Consider the following 22,201-nt stretch of genomic DNA (forward strand, 5'->3'; position numbering starts at 1 on the left):
CGTTTAAAGGTCGATTTTATCGAAAAAACGCGGAGCTAAAGTCCCATTTTTACTGGGGTTTTTCCAAATGGCATCAAATAAGGGCTGGCGAGTGTGCAGTTGCAACAATTCTGGTGCATGCCAAGGGTGTTTTCAGGTCACCGGCGAGAGGCGTAATTCCATGGTGGCCAGACGCGGCGAGCGGGCATGTTCCAGCAATTGACGCCGCAATTCGCGGTAGCTCAATTCATGCTTGTCGGCGATTTCGGTCTGTCCGTTGGAGCGGCACAGCGTGGCCAGCGCATGGTGTGCATTGGCCAGCAAATGCTGCGAGCCCATGGATTGCGCCAGCGCCAGCGCGCTACGCAATTCGTCGTCCGCCGTTTCTAGCAAACCCTCGGCCAGGCTGCATTGCCCCAGCCACAGCAAATTGCTGGCTTCGCCCCAGGAATTGACGTGCAGGCGATTGATCTTGAGGGCCACCATCAGGCTCATGCGGGCGCGCTCGATATCGCCACGCGCCATGTCAATCTGGCCCAGTACGCTGTAAATTTCTGCTTCGTACTCGTAGTTTTTGTCGGCTCGCACCAGCGGTAGCGCCTGCTTGAGCGAAGCAATGGCGTCACTGAGCAGCCCCAATCGCATCAAATCAACAGCGATATTGATGAGGCAACTGCTAGTCAGTTGCGGATCGTCGCTTTCTTCGGCCAGCACCAGCGCCCGCCGGTGGTGCGCCAGCGCGCTGTCGTATTGCTCATGGGCATACAGCAGTTGACCAAGGCCGACGTGGGCACGAATGCGCACGGTTGGCGCAATATCTGCGTCTTCCAGTTCGACGCAGGCGCACCAGCAGTCGCTGGCGCGTTCATACTCGCCGCGGGTGTAATAGACCCTGGCCAGCATCTGCAACGCATCACCACGGGCCAGCCCCATGCCATGGTGATCGCCCAGATCAAGCGCCACCAGCAAAGCGTCCAGTGCCTCTGCCTGCTGGCCGAACATGGTCATGGCGTGGGCTTCCACCACCAGCGCCGCGGCCTGCAAATCTTGCAGGCCTTCGGCCACGGCCAGCTCACGTGCTTGTCCGGCCAGTGCCAGTGCCTCGCCACTGTGCGACGAAACCAGCCGCCGTGCGCGATCAAGCAAGGCATCGATGTCTTGTGTCGCCATAATCAACATCCTCCGGAATGGGCGCTTCTACAGGCACACCCTCGCACTGTCATGTTGCAGCAGTCTTGCATGCCAACCGCGCCAGACTGGACTACTGTTTGTAGATGTTCATCATAGATGACACCCTGGCAGCCAAGGCGTTCAAACCACCTGCCAGAAGCTGCAGACGTCCCCGTATATCTGTTGGCATATTGGCCGCCGCGCTTTTTGCCGCGTTGGCGTCTCACGTGACGACTACCTCCGGAACAGGAACCAGGCGATGGAACAAGCACTGATCGATGCGGGTTACCGGCTTTATCATGGAAACGATGTGGACATCTATTTCAACCAGAAGATCTGTCAACATGCCGGAAAATGCGTTCGCGGCGACAGCCGGATATTCAAGCTCGAGCGCAAGCCCTGGATCGTGCCAGATAACGCTGATGTTGCCACCGTCATGCAGGTAATCGATCAATGCCCCAGCGGCGCACTGGTATATCGCACCAAGTAATTGCGGGCCAAATAGCACGCAACTCCACACACGGGAAGCATGGCATGAACATTCTGGAAGGCGAAAACCGGTTCTATCTGAACGATGCGGAGGACAATCTGGTGGCCGAAATCGTGTTTGTACCCACCGGCGACAAGCTGAGCATAATCGACCACACCTGGGTAGACGAGAGCCTGAAGGGTCAAGGCGTGGGCAAGCAACTGGTCGCCCGCGTGGTGGAAAAGATGCGCAAAGAGGGCCGCAAGATTATCCCGCTATGCCCCTTTGCCAAGCATGAATTCGACACCACACCCGCTTATCAGGATATCCGCGCCTGACGCCAACCAGGAGCTGCAACAGCTAACCTGCCGCCCGCACAATGGCCGCACAATCGGCCGGAGAGAGTCGTCCGTGTTCGCCCAGATCTGCACGACCATGACGGATGAGTTGCTCTTGTACGCGGGTTGCGGCTTGGTCCGGGTCTATCCCATAAGCGCCCAGATGCACTGGTACGCCCATCCGCTCAAAGAAATCGGCTGTGGCTTCAATCGCTGCGGCGGCAACGCCCGGGCCGCTGCCGGGAATACCCCATACCCGGTTGGCATATTGCACCAGCTTGGCTTCTTTCTCCGCAATGCAATAACGCAGTAGTGAAGGCAAGGTCACCGCCAGCGTTTGCGCATGATCCAGCCCGTATAGCGCGGTCAGTTCGTGGCCGATGGCGTGCGTAGCCCAATCCTGCGGCTGCCCGACCCCCACCAGACCAAACAAGGCTTGATTGGCCGCCCACATGACGTTGGCACGCGCTTCGTCGTCTTGCGCGGTCAGCAGATTGGGGCCGACTTCTGCCAGCGTCGCCAGAATGCCTTCTGCCAATCGATCCTGAATGTGCGCCTGCGCAGGGAATGTCAGATATTGCTCGGTGGTGTGCACAAAGGCATCGACCACACCATTGCCCACCTGCCGTGGCGGCAAGGTGGCCATGACCGCTGGGTCAAGCACTGCAAAGCGCGGGAACACCAGTGGATTCTTGAAAGAGATTTTGTCATGCGTGCTGGAACGGGTAATGACCGAAGCAAGGTTGCTCTCGGAGCCGGTCGCAGGCAGCGTCAGCACCACACCCAGCGGCACTGCGGATTCCAGCTTGATGCGATTACCCACGATCAACCATGGATCCAGTGCCGGGTCCAGATCAATCGCAGCGGCAATGAACTTGGCACCATCTGATACCGAGCCGCCACCCGCAGCAATAATCCAGTCTGGCCGTTGCTCGCGCCCCAAAGCCACCGCTTTCATCAGCGTATCGAACTCCGGATTCGGCTCAATGCCGCCAAATTCCGTGACTTCAGACCCGGCCAGCGCCGCCATGATCTGTGCGTATACATCATTTTTTTTGACGCTGCCGCCACCATAAACCAGCAACACACGGCTGCCGGGGGCGATTTCGTCGGCCAGTCGGGCGATCTGGCCATTACCAAAATGCAGGCGGGTGGGATTGTAAAAAGTGAAGGACTTCATCGTGCGTTACTCCCCAGGAACTGAGCCCCGCCATTGTGGACGAAAAACGTGACCAATCGAAGTTACATTGGCACAAAGGCAAGTGCAGCCAGGGTGAGCAGACCGGATCAGTCGGTCAGCAGGTCCTGGAAACGGGTTTCCAGTTGTTGCAGGCGGCTATAGGTGCCGGGCCGGACGATCCGGGTAAATACTTCCAGATAGCGGCGATGATGCTGCTCGGCGTCCACCGGACGCCCCATATGCGTGTAGGTCTGCGCCAGCAAGTGATGCGCTTGAAAAGCTTTGTGCGAGATGCCCATTTCAGCGGACAGTTCCAGCGCGTGGTGCAGGATATTGAGCGCAGCGTCGTACTCGCTGTTCATGATGTGCAAGCGCCCGCGCGCCAGCAAGCGCAGATTCTGCCCCCACAGACAGACATGTTCTATTTTCTCGGCGCGGTCCAGCCAATTGGCCGCCGTAGCCAGGTCACCCCGATCCATCGCCACGGTGGACTGATATACCGAGATTTCTTCCTGATATTCGTTCTGGCCGGTTTGCTCAGCCAGCACCAGCCCTTCAATCAGCGCCTTTTCTGCCTCATCCAGCAAAGACAAACGCAGGCAATCGGTGGCGACGTTGATCAGCACCCGGCAACGCAAAGTGGCGGCCAGCGCAGTCCCGGCCATGCGCTGGGCACGGCGGTGATGCGACAGCGCCATCTCGTAGTTTTCGTGAGCAAAGTAGATCTGGCCCAGACCGATATGCGAATGCACGCGGGTTTCGACGGTGAACAGCGCATTGGCTGGATCAAGGCAATCCGCCCAGTAGTCAATGGCGTCGTCGTATTCACCGATGGTGTAATACACGGCGGCCATGTCCTGCATGATTTCGCCGCGCACGGCCTCGAAGTCTTCTTTCTCGGCTATGGTCAGGGCTTTGAGCAAGGAGCGCTGACCCTCATGCATCTGGCCAAAAATCAGCTGCATGGTGGCGCAACGCTGCAACGCGCGCACGGCCAGCATCAAGTCGGTACTACCGGGCACTTGCCTGGCGGCTTCTTCGGCAAGGCGCAATGCTTCGTCGGCATCAGAGTAAGTCAGGCGCTCACTTTGTGCGATCAATGCCGCGATTTCAGCAGACTTGCTTGATTGCATGAAAAAGACCAGTCAGGGGAAAAAAGCAAAACGAGAGACTATCTCTAATGTCACACTCATTCAAGCCGAGCATGACTAGAAACTGACACTCGCATTCTGTGCCCGCCAAGCGTGACGCCAGTAGAGAAGATGATGCACATCCTGCCGCTGGCCACCTGCTCACGCCCGGCTTCAGGAGCCCATCAATTCATAAGGGCCGCCACGCGTGAGCGCACGCTGATACGCCGGGCGGGCGTGAATGTTTTTCAAAAAAGCCGCCAGATGCGGTCGATCTTCAGTCACACCACGCGCTGCGGCGGCCTCCACCACAAAACTCATCTGGATATCGGCAGCGGTAAATTCGTCGCCGGCAAACCAGCCAGAACGGGCCAGTTCTCCCTCCATGAAATCGGCGTGGTTTTTCAGTTGGGGACGCAGAAACACCTTGCGTACTTTATCGGCAATGCCGCGCACGATCGGCCGGATAAAAAACGGCATGGGCTGTTGCGGTAGCTTGCCAAATATCAGGCTCATCACCAGCAACGGCATAGCCGAACCTTCGGCGTAATGCAGCCAGTACGTGAACTGGCGGCGCGGTGCGGTGCCTGCAGCCGGGCGCAGATATCCTTCGCCATACTGATCCAGCAGATATTCGACAATGGCACCGGACTCGGCCACCGTGATATCGCCATCGGTAATCACTGGCGCCTTGCCCAATGGATGAATCGCCCGCAACTGAGGCGGGGCCAGCATGGTGGCTTTGTCACGCTGGTAATACTTGATTTCATACTCCACGCCCAGTTCTTCCAGCAGCCACAACACACGTTGGGAGCGGGAGTTATTCAGGTGATGAACGGTAATCATGTGGCGGCCCAGGGTTTTTATATGCCATAAGAATGTAGCTGAAACCCGGAAAGGCAGCGCGGCAGATTTGTGCAAACCGGTCGAGGATCAAGCTTGAGCTGGTGATACTGGCGCGATTGCGCCGCCATTACGCGGACCAGGCGCCCCTTTAAGGTTCACGCCTTACTGGATATCAAACCGGTTTGAAAATATGCTTGCAGGCATTGCCGCTGCGCCTCCAGACGAGAAACCATCACCATGAATTTGCCCCGTTCGCTTTTTAGCCTGGCCAGTCTCACCGCCCTGCTACTGGGCCAGCCTTTGCAGGCAGCAGAGCTGACCGCCCCGGCCGATATCAGCCCGGTCGCGCCCCAAGCGCACGACAGTGGCTTGCCGCAAGACTGGCAGCAGCGCGGCGTATTCATGGAAATTCTGGTGCGCTCGTACCAGGACAGCAACGGTGACGGTATTGGCGATCTGAATGGCGTGACTCGCCGGCTGGATTATCTGAAAGCACTGGGCATCACCGGCATCTGGCTGCTGCCGGTGTATCGCAGCGCCGATCACGATCACGGCTATGCCATTACCGACTACCGGGATATCGAGCCGGACTACGGCACACTTGCTGATTTTGACCGGCTGGTGGCCGAAGCGCACAAACGCGGCATCGGCGTGATTCTGGATTACGTCATGAACCACAGCGCCGATACTCACCCGCTGTTCGCCGCCGCCAACAGCGCGCGCAATTCGCCGTGGCGTAACTGGTATGTCTGGCAGAACGACAAACCCAAAGGCTGGCAAACCTACGGCGGCGACCCTTGGTATGCGGGCAAAGCGGGCGGTTATTACTACGGCGCGTTTGCCAGCACCATGCCCGATTTCAATTTCCGCAACCCCCAGGTGCTGGAGTTCCATCTCGATAACCTGCGCTTCTGGCTTAATCGCGGCGTCGATGGTTTCCGCTTTGATGCGGTAGGCGCGCTGGTGGAAAACGGCCCCAATCTGTGGGAAAACCAGCCGGAAAACCACCAGATCATGCGGCGTGTTCACGACTTGCTGAACGAATACGGCAAGCGCTACATGGTGGCAGAAGTGCCCAGTGCGCCTACCGAGTTTTCCGCCAGCGATTCAGCGGGCAGCGCCTTCGCTTTCGGTCTGCAAACGGCCATTCTCAAAAGCGTGCAGATGGGCCGCACCATGGACACGCTCACCGGCTATCTCAAACAAAAGCCCGTAGCGCGCATGGGCACGTTTTTATCCAACCATGACACCTTTGCCGGAGCACGCATCGCGCAACAATTGGGTGGCGATATCGCCAGCAACAAGATTGCCGCAGCCACTTTGCTGACGCTGCCGGGCATTCCATTTCTGTATTACGGCGAAGAGATCGGCCAGACTTTCAGCGAACCCGTGCAATGGGATGATCAGCGTTTGCGTGGCCCAATGAGTTGGGATGACTCGGCCAACGCCGGTTTCTCCACCGCCAAACCGTTCCGCGCACTGGCCGCCAACTATGCCACAGCCAACGTCGCCGCCGAACAAAGCCAACCTGGTTCATTGCTGGAAACCTATCGCGCCCTGATTGCGTTGCGCAAGGCCCATCCTGCGCTGCAAACCGGCAACCTCAAACTGCTGTCGGATGACGATGATCCGGTACTGGTATTCACCCGTGAAGCGGCGGGCGAACAAATACTCGTGGCACTGAACTACAGCCGCCGCCCGGCCAGCTTCAAGCTGCCGCCGGCACTGGCAAACCAGCATTGGCAGTTTCTTTACACTACAACAGATAAAGCTGATATTCAGCTTCAAACTGACGAGTTGAGTCTGACCGCCCAGCAGGTCACCATCTTCAAACGCGCGCTGCCCTGATTCGGGCTGGCAGCTCTCGTTTTATCCGCTATTTTAAAAGCTGGCCTGGCCCCATGGGGCTTGGCCGGTGCCTCTGGCAAATCACTCCGGTTTGTCATCGCGCTGCAATCTTCAGCTCTTCCTGCCTGACCTTCTCCAGAAAGTGTTGCCGCAAGTCCCGAAATACTGGCAACTTTCGTAAGAATAAATCAATACTGTGCTACGGATATATGCTCAAAGAGGAGCGCGATGATCCGTCTCATTATTCTCTTGATTGGTGCCGAGCCATTTCGCCGGGAATGGCACAAGCTGCCGATGATGGGGATCATCCTGATCATGGTGGGCATTGCCAGCGTGCTGAATATGGCGAGCTGGCTGCTGATGTTTGTCAGCGATGTATTCGGCATCATTTGCATTATTGAAGGGGTGGTCGGGCTCAGCGATCTAAGCCTGGCGCGCCGCAGGCACCAATGGGTTTTACTGCTGCGTGAATGCGGCTTGATCCTGTTGGGCTGCCTGTTGATTCGGGCGCCGTTTGATGACAGCCTGGGCAGCACGCTGGTTTTTGGTATCGGCTTTTTGATCGATGGCACCTTGCGCATGGCGTCGGCGCACGTCATCCGCTTTCGTTACTGGCGTCGCAGTTTGCTAACCGGATTGCTTGAAGTCATCATTGCCGCCCAGGTCATGACGCACTGGCCTATAAGCCATTTGCATACCTTTTCGGTATGTTTTGGCATTGTCATGATTTCCTCCGGCTACATGCTGTGTCATTTGGGGTTTCAGTTTCGCCGCTTGCCGCCCAATGTCTCAGTGTTGTCGATGCCTTATTTTCGCAAGCGCAACTGGTACTGGTACGAAAAGCTCCCCATTTTTGCGACCCGGGCCGAACGGCCTTTTTTTCCCCTGATGGTGCATATCTGGACGCCGGTGGGGTCGATTCCCAATCCGCAGCGGCGGGCGATTGTGGATCGTTACATCGCCGCTGTGGATACCAGCGGCAAAGTATCCACCGGCCACTCTTCGCTGGAATTGCCGCCCGATCTGTATATCAGCCTGTATCCGGCGGATGAACTGGATGCCTCTTCCCAGCAGTTTCGCGACATGCTGAACTCTCGGGTCGAAAACGACACGCGCGGGCGTTTTCTGGAATCGTACGAGACGGAAGTTGCCGCCTGGTGCGAGCCCAACCGGCAAATCTGGTTTCGCAATTACAACGAACCGGCATTACGGGCGTTTTGGGAAATCTATCGCAAAGACACCAAATACAATCTCACCAGCCGTAATTGCTCCACCACCGTTGCGCTGGCCCTGGACGTGGCACTGGAAGGCGTGGTCGGCCACACACGGCCCTGGTACCGTTTTTTCATCCTGTTTACTGATCCCAATATCTGGTTGCTGTCGTTGTTGCGCACTCGCGCCAACACCATGACCTGGACCCCTGGCTTGATGCTGGACTACGCCCGACTGTTGCGCCGGGTGAGTGAGTTCCAGCGCGAACGCTGGCTGGTGCGTACGCTGCATCGGCTGTTTGATTAGCCGTTCGTTAGCGGTTTGCATGCCGGGGCAGAACCCGCATTCCCGCCCGGCCAGCGGCGTAGTAGGCTAGCCGCACTCTTCAAGTGCTTGAGCCACTGCCATGAACCCAGCCGCCCCTGCCAGTCTGAGTCCGCCTGACCTCCCCCTGAATGTGCTGTTGACCGATTATGACTCGGTGCGCCAGTGGGCAATCCAGAGCATGTTCGACACCATGGAAGACTTTTGCGAAGGCACGGTGATTGTCGATCACGATGCGCGCATTGTCTGGATCAACGCGCGCTATGCCGCCCGCTTTGGCTTTGATGATCCGGCCGGGGCCATTGGCAAGCCGGTAGAAGAAGTCATTGCGCACAGCCAGATGCGGGAGGTGGTGCGCAACGGCAAGCCGCAACTGCTGGATATCATGCCCGCAGCGGGCAATGAATCGCTGGTCGTCACGCGCTTGCCGCTCAAGGACAAAACCGGCCAGGTCGTGGGCGCCATTGGTTTTGCCTTGTTCGACCAGTTGCAGTCGCTCTCGCCCATCGTTGCCAAATTCACCCGGCTGCAAGAAGAACTGGCCAACGCCCGCGAATCTTTGGCGCAAGCGCGCAAGGCCAAATATTCCTTCGACAACTTTATTGGCGATGGCGAAGCCGCCACCGAAGTCAAACGGCGCGCCCAGCGTGCGGCGCAAATGGATTCACCCGTGCTGCTGCTGGGTGAAACCGGCACCGGTAAAGAAGTCCTGGCGCACGCCATTCACGCCGCCTCGCCGCGTGCACATAAACCGCTGGTCAGCATCAATATGGCCGCCATTCCAGAAACGTTACTGGAAGCCGAACTGTTTGGTGCGGCGCCCGGCGCTTATACCGGGCTGGATCGCAAAGGGCGCATCGGCAAATTCCAGCTGGCCGATGGCGGCACGTTGTTTATGGATGAGATGGGTGACTTGCCACTGAGCCTGCAAAGCAAGTTGTTGCGCGTGCTGCAGGACAAAGAGTTTGAGCCGCTAGGCGCCAACAAGGTAATCCGCGCCGATGTGCGCATTATCGCTGCTACGTCGGCCCGGCTGGCGCAGCGAGTGGAAACCGGTGAGTTCCGCGCGGATCTGTTTTACCGGCTCAACGTACTGGCCATTGAGGTGCCGCCGTTGCGCTCACGCCAGGAAGACCTGCCCGCGCTGTGCCATGCCTTGCTGAATGATCTGGCCATGACTTGCGGCGTGCGGCATATCGCCCCGGCAGCCATTGAATTTTTGCGCCACTACCACTGGCCCGGCAATGTGCGTGAACTGCGCAATGTGCTGGAACGCGCCATCATGCTGTCCGACCGCGCCGAATTGCGGGTGGATGATCTGGCGGCCTTGGTCGATGCGGGCGCATTACGTGGCCATGTCGACAACGCACCCAGCCATCAACAAGCGATGGCCACCTTTGAAAAACGGCTGATTGAAGAAGCGCTGCAAGCCTGCGGCGGGCGGGCAGTGCTGGCAGCGCGGCGCCTCGGGCTGGGCCGCGCTACCCTCTACAAGAAAATGGCTGCACTCGGCATCGAGCGTTAAACCACGGAGCTGGCGTCGGCCACCGTCTCAAAAAAGAACAGCTGTGCCAGTCGGCCATTTTGCAAAGTGCTGCCAAACACGTTGCTGATGGAGTGATAGTAATTGCCGCGATAAATCACCAGCCGGTTACTGCGCATGGGGATTTCGGCTTGCGCCAGCCAGGTTTCGCGTTCGGCTTGCAGCTCGTCAAACGCGCGCACCGTTTCACCAGTGCTCCAGCTTTCCTGGAAAGCGGCAAAGCTCGCATAACCGGCGGCTTTGACCTCGGCCTCGGGCGGGCGCCGATCCCAACCGGTGGCGCGATGCTGCCAGAACGTGGTGCCGCCCTGACATTGCTCCGGCGGGTTCAGATACAGAACGGCAGCATAAGTGTGCGTCTGCCCCTGCGATTCGTTGTCGATATGGATGTCCGTGCGAGCCTGCGCACTGGCCACGCTCACCCGGAAGGCGCCGTTATCAGGCGAGGACCACTTCACCGGGCGCTGCAGCACGGTGGCGATACGCTCCATGACTTCCTGACAAGGCTGGCCATCCGTTTGCACGCCCGGGAAATTCTGACCTTCATACAGATTGGCCTGAAACGCCTGCTTGAGCGCGTGCTCACGCCAGGCCGCTGCATCGGGCAGAAAATCATCAATCACGTGCAAATCGCGCTCGGCAATAAAATCAGCCAGCGCTGCGCCTTGCAGGGTGACGTTCTGCCACTGCGAATCCGTCATGATGGTTTCGTGTTCTGGCTGATCTTTGCGCGGCAAGGCGAAACCGACGCGAAAGCGCGCTTCAAACTGAGGATGTTGGGCGGAGATTTCCTGCGCGGTACTGCGGGCCAGTTCGAGACTGTCTTGCGCATAAGCCAGTTGTACCAGGCGTTCCGCCAATGCTCCGCTTTCCGGATGATGGGGTTTGCCGGCAGCCAGTACATCCAGCGCGGTGCGATCATCGCCCTGATGCGACAACAAGCGAGCATATTCAAGCGTGTATTCCAGATCGTCCGGCACCAGCGCGTTGGCGCGAGCCATATGCTTGAGCGCAGCAGCAGGATCAACCCGACGCAGATGCAGTCCCAGGTTGTAATGAAAACCTGGATTATCGGGTGCCATGGCAAGCGAGCGTTGCATCAGGTTCACGCCAATCTGCGGCTGGCCAATGGCAACCAGCGCCAAACCCTGGTAATGCATGGCATCGGCCTGTTGCGGATTGCGCTCCAGTGCGCGCTGATACGTCGCCAGCGCCTCCGGCAAACGGCCTTCGCGATGCAGACGCATACCGGTTTCAACCAGTTGATCTACGGCTTGAGTGGGTGATGTTGCTTCCGCCACTCCAGTGCCACCAGCGGCCAGACGCCGTTTTTTCTCTCCCATACCCTTTCCTTTCCCGATCAAAATCTACTGATTGAAACCGCCATAAGCAGTCGCACATCATAGTCTGCTTCATCAACGGGCTTACTCAGGTGTTCGCCCGATGGTGGCAAAACTGTGCATTCGCGGAAAAACAAAAAGCACCCCACAGGATGCTTTCTGATGCGATCACGAGCGGCTGAGCCGCCGTCATCAAGCCTTGGCCAGTTCAGCCTCCACTGCGGCGACCAGGCGCGCGTCTTCTGCGGTGACATCCGGCGAGAAACGCCCGACTACTTCACCTTTACGGTTCACCAGGAATTTCTCGAAATTCCACAACACTTGCGGTTGCGGCGCGATATCAATGCCCTTGCCCGACAAACGCTCACGGAACGGGCCTTCCCCCAGCGCGTCCGGCTGGGCCGCAATCAATGCCTGGTACAGCGGATGCTGGTCTTCGCCCACTACCGAAATCTTGGCAAACAGCGGAAAGGTCACGTCATAGGTGGTGGAACAAAAGCTGGCGATTTCTTCATTGGTGCCAGGCTCCTGACCTTTGAAGTTGTTGGCCGGAAATCCCAGCACTTCCAGACCCTTGGCCTGATGGCTGCGATAGAACTGTTCCAGACCTTGATATTGCGCGGTCAAACCGCACTTGGAGGCCACATTCACCACCAGCAATACCTTGCCTGCGTAGTCATTCAGGGTGGCAGCGGAACCGTCGATTTTTTGCAGAGGAATGTTTTGCACAGCTTGCGTCATGGTGAATCCCAAGTAGTCAGTGAGATGGTTGGAACGTGATGAAACCGGAATGTCGATAACCGTGAGCGGTCTATTGTCGTGACCCGTCCTGGCGTTATTTGAACCCATTTGTCATGGCAGTGCCAGTGCCAGTGCGATCAGCTGTTTGATCTTCCGCTGCCGTATGCAATGCCGAGGCAAAAACAGTCCGCACACCACTGCGTGATCCTCGCCCGGCTCATTTTCAATACACAAATTGCAACATTGTTGCATTTTGGCTTATTCTACGCTTTCGACGAAATGCAATAATGTTGCATTTTGTCGAAATATCCCCAAAAAAACGCAGCACAAGACTGCGAGCCCGCACCTCACCGTTTCCCGGCACGACGCCCGGCGCGTGCCTCCCATTGGCAGGAAGGAGTTTTGCAATGAACAAGCAAGTCTGGCTAGCCGGTCTGGCGCTAGCCACCGTGGCCCAAGTCGCTGCAGCCAAAGAACTGAATGTGGTGGCCAGCTTTACCGTACTGGCAGATATCGTGCAGAACGTCGGCGGCGATCATGTGCATGTCACCAGTCTGGTCGGCCCGAATGGTGACCCGCATGTGTATGAGCCCACGCCGCAAGATGCTACCGCGCTGAAAAATGCCGATGCCGTATTTGTGAGCGGCTTGGGTCTGGAAGGCTGGATGACCCGGCTCATCAAGGTGTCTGGCTACAAAGGCAGTATTACTGTGGCGAGCACGGGTATTCATACGCGCAAGATGGAAGACGATGGCAAAGTGATCACTGACCCGCACGCCTGGAACGACATCAGCAATGGCGTGATCTACACCCGCAATGTGATTAAAACGCTGTCCGCCACCGACCCGCAAGACGCCGCCGAATTTGCCAGAAATGGCGAGGCCTACATCGGCAAACTGCAAGCGCTGGATCAATACGCCAAGGCAAAATTTGCCAGCATTCCCAAAGCCCGGCGCAAAGTGCTGACCGGCCATGATGCCTTTGGTTATTTTGGTGCGGCATACGCCGTCACGTTTTTGTCGCCTGTGGGGATATCAACCGAGGCCGAGCCCGCCGCAGCCGATGTCGCCCGGCTGATTACCCAGATCAAACGCGAGAACGTGGCGGCGTATTTCTTTGAGAACTCCAATGATCCGCGGCTGGTGCGGCAGATTGCGTCATCCACAGGTGCGCAACCTGGTGGCGAGTTGTATGTAGAGGCGTTGTCGCCCAAAACCGGCCCCGCAGCAACGTATGAGGCCATGTTCCGCTACAACGTGGATACGCTGTATGCAGGCATGACCAAATCGACGAAGTAACCCTTTATGCAGGATCGACCGGTCTGGCAGCGTTGTCCGCACGCTGACCTGACCGGCGAAAACAGGATTGCGCCATGACCACTGACCAAGCTGTGTAAAAGGCACAGCAAACACTGACATTTCAGTTGTTTTTTGCTGACTGCAAACGAAGCCACCTATCGCCCACTCGGTACGCCAACGGCATTCCGTCGGCGCATGAAGCCTATGCTAGGCAGACATCCATCCGGTGCGTATCTGTAATCAGGCCTGAGACCTCCTCAAACACGATCACCGTTGCGTTTCATGAGCGAACAGGCAACCACTTGCCACAGATTGCGGGTCAGGACTCACCACCCTGCCCACGCCTCGCAAGGAAGCCAGAGCATGACTACCCATGTCTTTGATGGTGTTCGCGATTTCGTCCCGCTGCTGCATCAGTTCAGCATCTGTAGCGTGGTCGCAGGTTTGTATCCTGGCGCAAACCAGCAAGCCACCAGCAGCAGCCCGCAGAATCAACGCAGTGAATCGTGCATTGCCATCAATCCGAAAAACCCGGCCAATCTGGTCGGCGCCTCGAAAAAATTTATCGACCCCGCCACTTACCGCTTTCGTCTCGGCGTCATTTACAGCTTTGATAGCGGTGAGACCTGGGCCGAATCCCAACTTCCGCTTAAACCCGGCTGGGATGTAATGACCGACCCTACCGTCACGTTTGACGGTTCCGGCAATGCGTTCCTGGTGGGAGAACCCGATCACTTCAATACCGGAACGACCGGAGCAGGCGACCTGACCGGTCTGGGCATGGTGGTTTACCGCTCGCAGGATGGCGGAGTCACCTGGCAAGAACCCATACAGCTAACCAGCGACACTTCGGATGACAAGCAATGGGTGGTTTGCGACAACCAGCCAGGCAGCCCTCACCGCGGGAACGTTTACGTCGCCTGGGGCGCTTCATCGCCGCTACGCTTTGCCCGCTCAACGGATGGCGGGCAAAGCTGGAAAGGCAGAGGCTCTGACGCACCGGGCAGTGCCCTGGTTTCGTTCTCCTTTTCGCCCGAATTAACCGTAGCGCCCGACGGCACGCTGCATATTCTTTGGCATAACGATGGCTCGGATGAAATCCAGCATATCCGCTCCCTTGATGGCGGAGAAACCTTCGAAGCGGCGACTACCGTTGTTTCCGGGATCAAAAGCCTGCGCGGCAATTTGCCGATTACTGATGACTGGCCCCACTTCGAATTCGGCAAATTCCGCGTCATTACCCTGGTAACCGACTGCGTGACCACGCAAGGCGTGCTGGTGGTGGCGTGGGCTGACATGCGCGAGGGCTACAGCCGCATCTATTACCGGCGCTCGCTCAACAACGGGGTGACGTGGGAGGGAGACCCTTCCGGTCAGCCCTTACTGCCTAACGTCAGTTATGGAAGCAGCCACTGTTTTCACCCCCAAATTGCCTGCACGCGAACGGGCGTGGTGGGCTGCGCGTTCTACGTATTTGGCGAGGAGTTCGGGAAGCACCTGATCAAAGTGCAACTGGCCGGATCATGGAACAACGCCAGCGATTTTTCCTGGTTTGTCGACGTAACCGACCGCTCCTGGGACCCAGCCGTTGATGCACCCGCAGTGCACGGCGACCCCAATGTCACCTTCATTGGCGAGTACTTCGGTCTGGCCGCAGGCGTCGAAGATTTTGCCGTGCTCTGGACCGACACGCGTACCGGCGTGCAGGAGCTGTTTTTCAATCTGGTTCAAACCAAAGAAATTGTTTGCCCACGCTTGCCGGATCTGGTCGCGCAAATTCTGGCGGGTGTGGTTGAAGACGGCGGTGGGCTCATCATCGTGGGCGGCAAGATCATCCGTATCCCGCCCCGTTCCCCGGTGATCCAGGTGCTGGAGGCACTGGCTACCCTGGATACCGTGGCTGGCGTCAACGCCGAACAAGCGCGGCAGTGGACCCAGATCGCGTTGCAGACCAGTGCAGAAGTGCTCGCCAGAAAAATCAGCCAAAGCCATTCGGGTCTCGCCGGTGCGACGGGCCAGTCCAATGAGCTCGAATAACATGGGTGCCAACCTGTTTCGCGGCAAAGCCGGGTGGGCCGCTACGGCTGCCTCGGGCGATGAGGAGCAACAATGGACTTTATCGAAAAAATATTCGGCTTCTCTCCCGACGGCGGTGACGGGTCATTCGAGTTTTTGCTGTTCCTGATTCCGATCGCCGGAGTGGTGATCATCTGGCAATGGCGGCGCTACCGGAACAGCAAGAAACACATTGATCGCCAGTAGCTGGCCACCATTTTGAAAGCGTGTCGTATCTAATTCAGACCACCGGCGCCGGCTCCGGCACGATCTCGTGCTGTGGCGGCGGATCAGTTTGCACGCGCACCACCTGCCCGTGTTCGTCATGCCACACCACCAGCCGTCGACTCGCGTGCCAGCGGGCAACATCGCTTTCGGGCACATGGTAAGCGTCAGCCAGATCGTGGTCGGTTACCGTGGGGCGTGGACGGCGGCGGTCGTAGCCGCGAAAGCGCAGATAGTTATACGAGGCCCAGCCGACGAAGATCCCGCCCAGCACTACCAGCGCGCCGCTATAAGACGCGGCCAGATGGCGAAAAGCCGAGAATCCGTCCAGTTGCACCATGTGATGCCAGGCAAAGAAGGCTTCACCCAGCCAGCCGACTGCGGTCAGCAGTGGCAGCCACAAAAATCCCCACAGCGCCCAGCCCATGGCCGTTAGCGAGCCATAAACCACGCGCTGACGGCGGGTTTGCCAGTCGGGTCGTTCAATAATCAGATGCGTCGATGGCAGCGGCGGTTGCGTCATCATGATTTGGTACTCACATGGTGTTCATGCACCGGCGGATGCGGCGTTTGCACGGTTTGCTGAATGCCTCGATCCGGGCTCACCCAGACAGCGCGGGCATTGCGTTTGCGCATCAGGGTTTTGGGCACGGCCCAGATGGTGGTCAGCATGTTGAGCAACCAGTACGCCAGCGGATACCAGACCATCCAGTAATACGAACGCCCCAACCCTTCGTCGTAACGCGCGTCCAGCCGCAGCGCGACAGCAATCTGCAACAAACAGGTCGCACCGATCACTACGCCGTTCCAGCCGGGCAGCAAAGTCTGGATATACAACGGTTCTGGCAACGGCAAAAACTGGCCGAGCAGCCACAGCACCATGACGCCACCCATGATGTAAGCCCATGCCACACTCAGCAGGAATTCCAGGTAAATCGCCCACATCCGGCGTTTGCGCCAGAACAGCAGCGACGGCAAATACTTGGCCAGCACCTGCACCCCACCCATGGCCCAGCGCAGCCGCTGCTTCCACAAACCCATCAGCGTTTCGGGCATCAGAATCCAGCAACGGGCCTTGGGTTCGTAGCGGATGTCCCAGTGGGCGATCTGCAGTTTCCAGCTGATATCGATGTCTTCGGTCAGCATCTCCGGGCTCCAGTAGCCCACGTCATGCAATGCTGCACGGCGAAACGCGCTAACCACGCCAGAGATGGTGAAGATGCGCCCGTAGGTGCGCTGCGCCCGTTTGATCATGCCGATAATCGACGAGAACTCGCCCACCTGCAGTTTGCCCAGCAAGGTGGAGCGATTGCGGATGCGCGGGTTGCCGGTAACGGCGCCCAGGCGCGGGCCGTGGACAAAGTGCTGCATGAACCAGGCGGCGGCGTATTCATCCAGCAACGCATCGCCATCAATGCAGATCAGGAATTCATATCTGGCAATCAGGGCTGCGGTGTTCAGCCCCATCGCCTTGCCCTGATTGGTGGCCAGGTGAATCACCCGCAAACGTGGGTATTCCAGCGCCAGTTCATCGAGGATTTCGCCGGTGTCATCGCGGCTGCCATCGTTGACGGCAATGACTTCAAACAATGGATAACGCTGGCACATCAACTGGGCGATGGTTTCGCGCGCGTTAGCACTTTCGTTGTGCATCGGCACCACCAGCGATACGCCAGGGTAGTTATCCAGGATGGGCGGAATCGCCAGGCTGGCGGTACGGCGTTCAAAGCGCCAGTAGTAATGCACCGCGCCAATCATCCACATCCACGCCATCGTGAGTGGATAGAAAAAGGCAAATTGCAGCAACACGGTGCTGAGTGATGAAAGCGTATTCACTTGCTGCCCCGATATGGAAAGCTGCGCAGCGAGAAACGCTCGACCAGTTCATCCAGCTTGGGTTGGTCTTTGACAAAATCATCCGGGTAATAACCATAGCTGCGGACACCGGCGTCCATCAGGGTGTCCATCTGCATTGCCAGTTCGTGCCCGGTCACCGGCTTGCTGGTTTTCCAGTCCACCGCCTGCAACTCGAACACCGTCTTGTCCAGCGCGCCGGGAATAACCGCCACGGTTTTGGCCAGCGTGCTCAACCATGGCAATGGCTGCGCTGCGCCTTCCATATACGGCATCGCCATAATGGCGGTGTAGTCGTAATGGGCGAGGAAATCCGGTAGCGACTGGGCAAACCAGGCTTGGGCTTCGGGCTGCAGGACGACGCGGGCGTACATATTGCGCGCGGTTTTCAGATTGGGTTGCCAGTGGCGAACCCGGTCTGCCAGTTGCAGCGAGAAATCCGTCAGATAACTGGTCTTGAGCGCAGTCCAGCGTTGCATCGCCGCCGGGTCTTTGCGGATTTCATCCACACTGCCGGGCAAACCCCAAGATTGATAAACCGCACGGGCAGCCGGGCTGTCATCTTCAAAGTCGGTGAGCGTGGCGTCGTCATGGAACAGCACGCCCTGGAACACCGCATGGGTGGCCAGATCGTCATAGATTTCGCCAATCAACTGGCGCACCGCCGGGTCAAATGGCGAGAGCCGGTGATAAGCCTGCGCCCCTTTGGCCGTGGTGGCGGTCACCAGTTTTCCTGCCAGCGGGTCGGTTTCTGGCAAGACGTAGGCACTGAGCGGCATCCAGGCGTAAACCTTTACCCCGGCGCGCGTCTGAAGTTGCCAAGCCGCGCGAGAAAACAAATCAGCGCGCATGGGCAGATGGCGGTTAGGGAAATACAGCGCCGTTGCGGCGCCGGCGCCACTGGGGTCGGCATATGCTTGCAGGAAAACGGTGTTGGCACCGCTGGCTTTGACCCGATCCAGCAATTTGCCCAAGTTCAGTTCTTGCTGCTTGGGGTCCGGGTCGTAGACGTAGTCCAGATCCACATGCATGACGCGGATGGGTTTGGCGGGCGACGGGCGCATGGCGGCATCCAGCGCTTTCACGCTTTCGCCATCGGAATGGGTAATCAGCACGCGGCGCAGGCGGTCCAGCGGAATATCCGGGCCATTTGGTCCGTCATCCAGCGTCAGCGTGATCGGCATGCCCGCCGCTTTGGCCGCCTCAATTGTCGCCTGGTTGTAGCGTCCATACGGCCACACCATCACACGCGGGGCTTTGCCGGTGTGCTGCGCGATAACTTCTGCGTTCTTTTTCAGGTCCAGCTGCACCCGCGCCAGATATTGCGCGTCGGTTTCATATTTGCCGGTGGTGGCGTCGTAAATATGCGTAATCAACGCCGGCAGTTGATTACCTTGCGGATTGGCCTGAATGCCGTGGTGCTCGTTGTAGCTGTGTGAGGCAATCTCGACCAGGCCAGAGTCAGACAACTCTTTGACCTCAGCCCAGGTCATGATGTCTTCGCGGCTGTAATTGCGCGATTCGGCGGTAATGTCGGCACCGTCGGCAGCGTCAATCCAGTGCCCGACGACCCCTTGCACCGCGTGGTAGTTAAACTCTTTGAGCAGCGGAAAAACGTGGGTATAAAAACTCTTGTAGCCGTCATCGAAGGTCAGCAACACGGCTTTGGGTGGCAGTGGTTTGGTGCCCGCGCGGGCCGCCAGTATGTCGTCCACGCTGATGACGGTGTAACCATTCTCACGCAGCCACTCAAAATGCTGCACCAGCCGTCGCGTGCTGATGGCGTACGGATCAGGCAGCACCCACACGTCGTCACGCACTTCGTGATAACACAGCACTTCAAAGCTGTCGGCAGGCCAGGTGGCGGTTTCGGCGCGGGCCAGCGGCAAGGCCAGCAGCAACGTCAAAGCCAGCGCCAACGCAGACGCTAACCGTAGCGGCAAGTTGACCAGGCCTTGTGCGGCGGCCAGAGCAGAGCGAAAGATCGCTGCCAGAGAGTGCTTCATCAGAATTTCCAGTCTAGCGTGGCGTGCACGGAGTAATCGGTTTCGCCATTGCCGTCGTAGTACGCACGGTTAATGCCCGTCCCGATCCGCCAGTCCAGCAAGGCGTTCAGTTGATATTCGAGTTCATACGCAGCGCCGCCGACGGTGGCTGCGCCATAGCTGCGCTGCCAGTTTTCTCCGGCGCTGAGCGTGAGACGGTGGCTCAACTGGCGTTCGTACTGACGCCATTGCACCCAGTGGTTGATCACCGAAACCACGCCGGCTTGCTGGCTGGACGGGTTGAAATAGTTGGCGGCCGTAGCAGGCAAGTCGTTATGCATGCCGCCGACATCCAGCCGCACATCCATCTGGTAATACGGTTGGGTGACGGCCCGCTGTACGCCGTAAACACCCCAGCCCAGCCGGGTGTTGTCGTCAGAGAAGTGACCATGCGACAGCACCAGCCCCACTTCGCGCGATTCACTCCAGCGATAGCGCAACGCCGTGTTGGTGAAGTCGGTATGCACGCCGTCGGCAAAAGCGCGCAGCGGTGTGTCATCACCGTCGTGCGCGTAGCCCAAGTCGACGGTCCAGAAGTCGCTAGGGTGATAGCTCACCGCGACATGCCCACCGGCTGTGCCAGACGAGCCATTGGCACCATCCAGTTCGGTTTCGCCGGACCAATCGGGTGAGCGATATTCCAGGCCAGCACCGCCCACGCGCCGCAGCAGGTTTTCTACATTGCTGGTGCTTTGTTGCCAGCCAGCGCGAGCATAGGCGCGCCAGTTGTCGGCGAACGGACTGCTGTAAACGCGGCTGTCAAACATCAGATCGTGGACATCACCGTTGCCAGCCAGCCCTTCCTTGCCGCCACCGCTGCGCCCGAATGCCAGCGTCGTCACGGTTTGCGGGCGCAGATGATCCTGCCAGTTGCGTTCCATCCGCTGGGTGACGCTGTCGTCAGGCATTTCCAGTTGGGCTCGCGCGAGATCAGTCGCGGCGGCGGCAAAGTCCGCCGTATCCATATGGGCGTCAAACGTGGGCGGAATCACCCAAATGTAATCCGGGCTAAGCGTATGCAGCCGGTTCAGTTGCGTCAGCGCGCGACGAGGCCAGCCACGCAATCGGTCAATGTCAGCTTGGGCAGCGGCGATGTCTTCATTGCCCGGTGCGCGTCGGTGCAGGTCATCCACCCGCCGTTGGGCATCGGCCAGTTGCTCGGTAAACGCCCGCACCTGCGCCGCCAGCAGTTGCGCTGCCGGATAATTCTGGTTTTCCACGCGCAGCGCCGGATACGCGTTGTTGCGCCATTCCGGGGTGTCGGCCACCAGTTGATCCGCCGCGGCGATGGCGGCCTCGGCGTGCTCGGCTTCAAGTAGCGCGTAAACATAATTCACATGCGCATCAAAGTCGCCCACCTTGGCGGCAAAGGCTTGTTCATACAGTTTGATGGCCATGTCTGGCTGCCGTAGCGCCAGGTAAGCGCTGGCGGCCGGTATTTTCAACCACGCCGGGATAGCCGCGCCCTGCAGTTGCAGCATGCGGTACAGATCAACCGCCTCGCGGTTGCGGCGGCGATCAACCAGCACCACCAGCAGATCGTATTGCTGACGCAACAGAGCATCCGATCCGGCTGGCTCGTTGCGGCTTAGTTCATCGATATGTTGTTGGGCGGAATTGATGGCAGCGTCAGTGGTCACCCAACGGGTGGGCGACGATGCCCGCGAGTTATCGGCCTCGGCCCGACCCCAGCGGATTTCCCGTGAAATGGCGGCAGTTTTGGCCGCTGCGCGATCAGCCGGAGTGAGCGTCAAACTGGTGGCCAGTGCCAGACGTGGCGCATCCATGCGCAGGTTGGAGACAAATTTCGCCTCCAGCGCGGTGCGGTTGGCGGGGGCAATCGCCAGCAACTCGTCGCTCTGCTTGATCGCTTCGGGGTAATCCTGCAAAGCCAGCCAGGTGCGGATCAGCATTTCCTGCAAGGCAATACGGTCAGCTGGATTGAGTTTGTCGGCATCGACCGCTTGCAGCCGGGCCAGCGCTTGCGGAGCCTTGTCACGCAGGATATCCAGCTGCGCCAACGAAATCTGAATCGCCAGCCGTACTGGCTCGCGCCGGTCAATGGCTTGGTAGATGGCTTGGGCCTGATCCAGGTTTTGCGTGTTCTTTTCGGCGTCAGCCCACGCTTGCAGAACGTACAGCGGGGTGGTGTCCAGACTCAAACCACGCGCCAGCGCGACTGCCTGGGCATAACTACCCTGCCAGGCATAAACCGCAACCAGATCATGGCGATAACGCAATTCAGTGGGGTGTGCGGCCAGCAAATCCTGCAAGGACTGAGCGGCGTCATCCAGTTTGCTGTTGCGGGCGTTTTCGATTGCTTCGCGGTAGCGCAGGTCTTCGCTGGCAGAAGAAGCGGCCAACGCAAGGGGCGCAGCCGTAAGTAAAACAAGAGACAACGGCAGGACAGAGCGTCTTGCAGTACGCCAGCTTATGCTCGACAGGGAGGTTACGGCATTAGGGCAACTCATTAACCAACCTGATTCCTGTCTATATCTGTTAGATTATTTCAAACTGGCGATACAAATTCTCATAAAACACGGCCGAATGATAATCAAAAATATCAATACATACAATAGATTGGACTCATTATTAGCATAATCA

General features: G+C 58.3%; 18 protein-coding genes. 8 read left to right on the top strand and 10 right to left on the bottom strand.

From position 1 onward, the window contains the following. Window positions 1-132: 132 nt before the first annotated feature. Complete coding sequence (locus tag P4L78_RS22200; RefSeq protein WP_309330818.1) at window positions 133-1,149, bottom strand: tetratricopeptide repeat protein; 1,017 nt, start codon at window positions 1,147-1,149, stop codon at window positions 133-135. Between the two features lie 259 nt (window positions 1,150-1,408). Here P4L78_RS22200 and P4L78_RS22205 point away from each other — a divergent pair, with 259 nt between their 5' ends. Both P4L78_RS22205 and P4L78_RS22210 read left to right on the top strand, forming a co-directional pair. Further along, window positions 1,409-1,639 carry a (4Fe-4S)-binding protein gene (locus P4L78_RS22205; protein WP_283148080.1) on the top strand — a complete coding sequence of 77 codons (231 nt, stop codon included), beginning with the start codon at window positions 1,409-1,411 and terminating at the stop codon, window positions 1,637-1,639. 44 nt (window positions 1,640-1,683) lie between these two features. Beyond that, window positions 1,684-1,956, top strand: coding sequence for a GNAT family N-acetyltransferase (locus tag P4L78_RS22210; protein WP_283148079.1), 273 nt, complete (start codon window positions 1,684-1,686; stop codon window positions 1,954-1,956). Window positions 1,957-1,978: 22 nt separating this feature from the next. Here P4L78_RS22210 and P4L78_RS22215 read toward each other — a convergent pair whose 3' ends face one another. From P4L78_RS22215 to P4L78_RS22225, 3 genes are all read right to left on the bottom strand, one after another. Then, entirely contained in the window at window positions 1,979-3,136 is a 1,158-nt protein-coding gene (locus P4L78_RS22215) for an iron-containing alcohol dehydrogenase (RefSeq protein WP_309330819.1), read from the bottom strand. 107 nt (window positions 3,137-3,243) lie between these two features. Further along, the gene (locus P4L78_RS22220) at window positions 3,244-4,269 is read right to left on the bottom strand and encodes a tetratricopeptide repeat protein (protein WP_309330821.1); all 1,026 of its coding nucleotides are present in this window, start codon (window positions 4,267-4,269) and stop codon (window positions 3,244-3,246) included. Window positions 4,270-4,440: 171 nt separating this feature from the next. Beyond that, the gene (locus P4L78_RS22225) at window positions 4,441-5,112 is read right to left on the bottom strand and encodes a glutathione S-transferase (protein WP_283148076.1); all 672 of its coding nucleotides are present in this window, start codon (window positions 5,110-5,112) and stop codon (window positions 4,441-4,443) included. A 237-nt stretch (window positions 5,113-5,349) separates the two neighbouring features. Between P4L78_RS22225 and P4L78_RS22230 the strand changes: the two genes are divergently transcribed. The 3 genes from P4L78_RS22230 to P4L78_RS22240 all read left to right on the top strand — a co-directional run bounded on the left by P4L78_RS22230 (window position 5,350) and on the right by P4L78_RS22240 (window position 10,021). After that, window positions 5,350-6,960: an alpha-amylase family glycosyl hydrolase gene (locus tag P4L78_RS22230; RefSeq protein ID WP_309330824.1), complete on the top strand. Its 1,611-nt coding sequence runs from the start codon at window positions 5,350-5,352 to the stop codon at window positions 6,958-6,960. A 228-nt stretch (window positions 6,961-7,188) separates the two neighbouring features. Beyond that, on the top strand, window positions 7,189-8,478 hold the full coding sequence (locus P4L78_RS22235; RefSeq protein ID WP_283148074.1) for an HdeD family acid-resistance protein: 1,290 nt from the start codon (window positions 7,189-7,191) through the stop codon (window positions 8,476-8,478). Between the two features lie 100 nt (window positions 8,479-8,578). After that, window positions 8,579-10,021: a sigma-54-dependent Fis family transcriptional regulator gene (locus P4L78_RS22240; RefSeq protein ID WP_283148073.1), complete on the top strand. Its 1,443-nt coding sequence runs from the start codon at window positions 8,579-8,581 to the stop codon at window positions 10,019-10,021. Here P4L78_RS22240 and P4L78_RS22245 read toward each other — a convergent pair. Together P4L78_RS22245 and P4L78_RS22250 are read right to left on the bottom strand one after the other, a co-directional pair. Further along, window positions 10,018-11,382, bottom strand: coding sequence for a DUF6445 family protein (locus tag P4L78_RS22245; protein WP_309330826.1), 1,365 nt, complete (start codon window positions 11,380-11,382; stop codon window positions 10,018-10,020). The genes P4L78_RS22240 and P4L78_RS22245 overlap by 4 nt on opposite strands. Before the next feature lie 189 nt (window positions 11,383-11,571). Next, window positions 11,572-12,120 carry a glutathione peroxidase gene (locus tag P4L78_RS22250; protein ID WP_283148071.1) on the bottom strand — a complete coding sequence of 183 codons (549 nt, stop codon included), beginning with the start codon at window positions 12,118-12,120 and terminating at the stop codon, window positions 11,572-11,574. 407 nt (window positions 12,121-12,527) lie between these two features. On the opposite strand from P4L78_RS22250, the gene P4L78_RS22255 reads away from it, so the two are divergent. From P4L78_RS22255 to P4L78_RS22265, 3 genes are all read left to right on the top strand, one after another. Further along, the gene (locus P4L78_RS22255; RefSeq protein WP_309330828.1) at window positions 12,528-13,418 is read left to right on the top strand and encodes a metal ABC transporter substrate-binding protein; all 891 of its coding nucleotides are present in this window, start codon (window positions 12,528-12,530) and stop codon (window positions 13,416-13,418) included. A 363-nt stretch (window positions 13,419-13,781) separates the two neighbouring features. After that, window positions 13,782-15,455 (top strand): sialidase family protein, encoded by a 1,674-nt coding sequence (locus P4L78_RS22260; protein WP_309330829.1) that lies wholly within the window; start codon window positions 13,782-13,784, stop codon window positions 15,453-15,455. Window positions 15,456-15,527: 72 nt separating this feature from the next. Next, a complete protein-coding gene (locus P4L78_RS22265; RefSeq protein ID WP_309330831.1) occupies window positions 15,528-15,680 on the top strand; it encodes a hypothetical protein in 153 nt (50 codons plus the stop codon). A 34-nt stretch (window positions 15,681-15,714) separates the two neighbouring features. Here the strand turns inward: P4L78_RS22265 and pgaD are convergent, their stop codons facing one another. From pgaD to pgaA, 4 genes are read right to left on the bottom strand one after another with little or no spacing between them, the layout of a single operon-like run. Next, window positions 15,715-16,224 carry a poly-beta-1,6-N-acetyl-D-glucosamine biosynthesis protein PgaD gene (gene pgaD, locus P4L78_RS22270; RefSeq protein ID WP_309330834.1) on the bottom strand — a complete coding sequence of 170 codons (510 nt, stop codon included), beginning with the start codon at window positions 16,222-16,224 and terminating at the stop codon, window positions 15,715-15,717. Then, on the bottom strand, window positions 16,221-17,534 hold the full coding sequence (gene pgaC / locus P4L78_RS22275) for a poly-beta-1,6-N-acetyl-D-glucosamine synthase (RefSeq protein WP_309330836.1): 1,314 nt from the start codon (window positions 17,532-17,534) through the stop codon (window positions 16,221-16,223). The genes pgaD and pgaC overlap by 4 nt, the downstream gene beginning before the upstream one ends. Further along, window positions 17,531-19,558, bottom strand: a complete 2,028-nt coding sequence (pgaB, locus tag P4L78_RS22280) for a poly-beta-1,6-N-acetyl-D-glucosamine N-deacetylase PgaB (RefSeq protein WP_309330839.1) — start codon at window positions 19,556-19,558, stop codon at window positions 17,531-17,533. The genes pgaC and pgaB overlap by 4 nt, the downstream gene beginning before the upstream one ends. Next, window positions 19,558-22,068 carry a poly-beta-1,6 N-acetyl-D-glucosamine export porin PgaA gene (gene pgaA / locus P4L78_RS22285; protein ID WP_309330841.1) on the bottom strand — a complete coding sequence of 837 codons (2,511 nt, stop codon included), beginning with the start codon at window positions 22,066-22,068 and terminating at the stop codon, window positions 19,558-19,560. The genes pgaB and pgaA overlap by 1 nt, the downstream gene beginning before the upstream one ends. Window positions 22,069-22,201: the final 133 nt, after the last annotated feature.

This window comes from Silvimonas sp. (assembly GCF_031291215.1).
Lineage (GTDB): Bacteria > Pseudomonadota > Gammaproteobacteria > Burkholderiales > Chitinibacteraceae > Silvimonas > Silvimonas soli.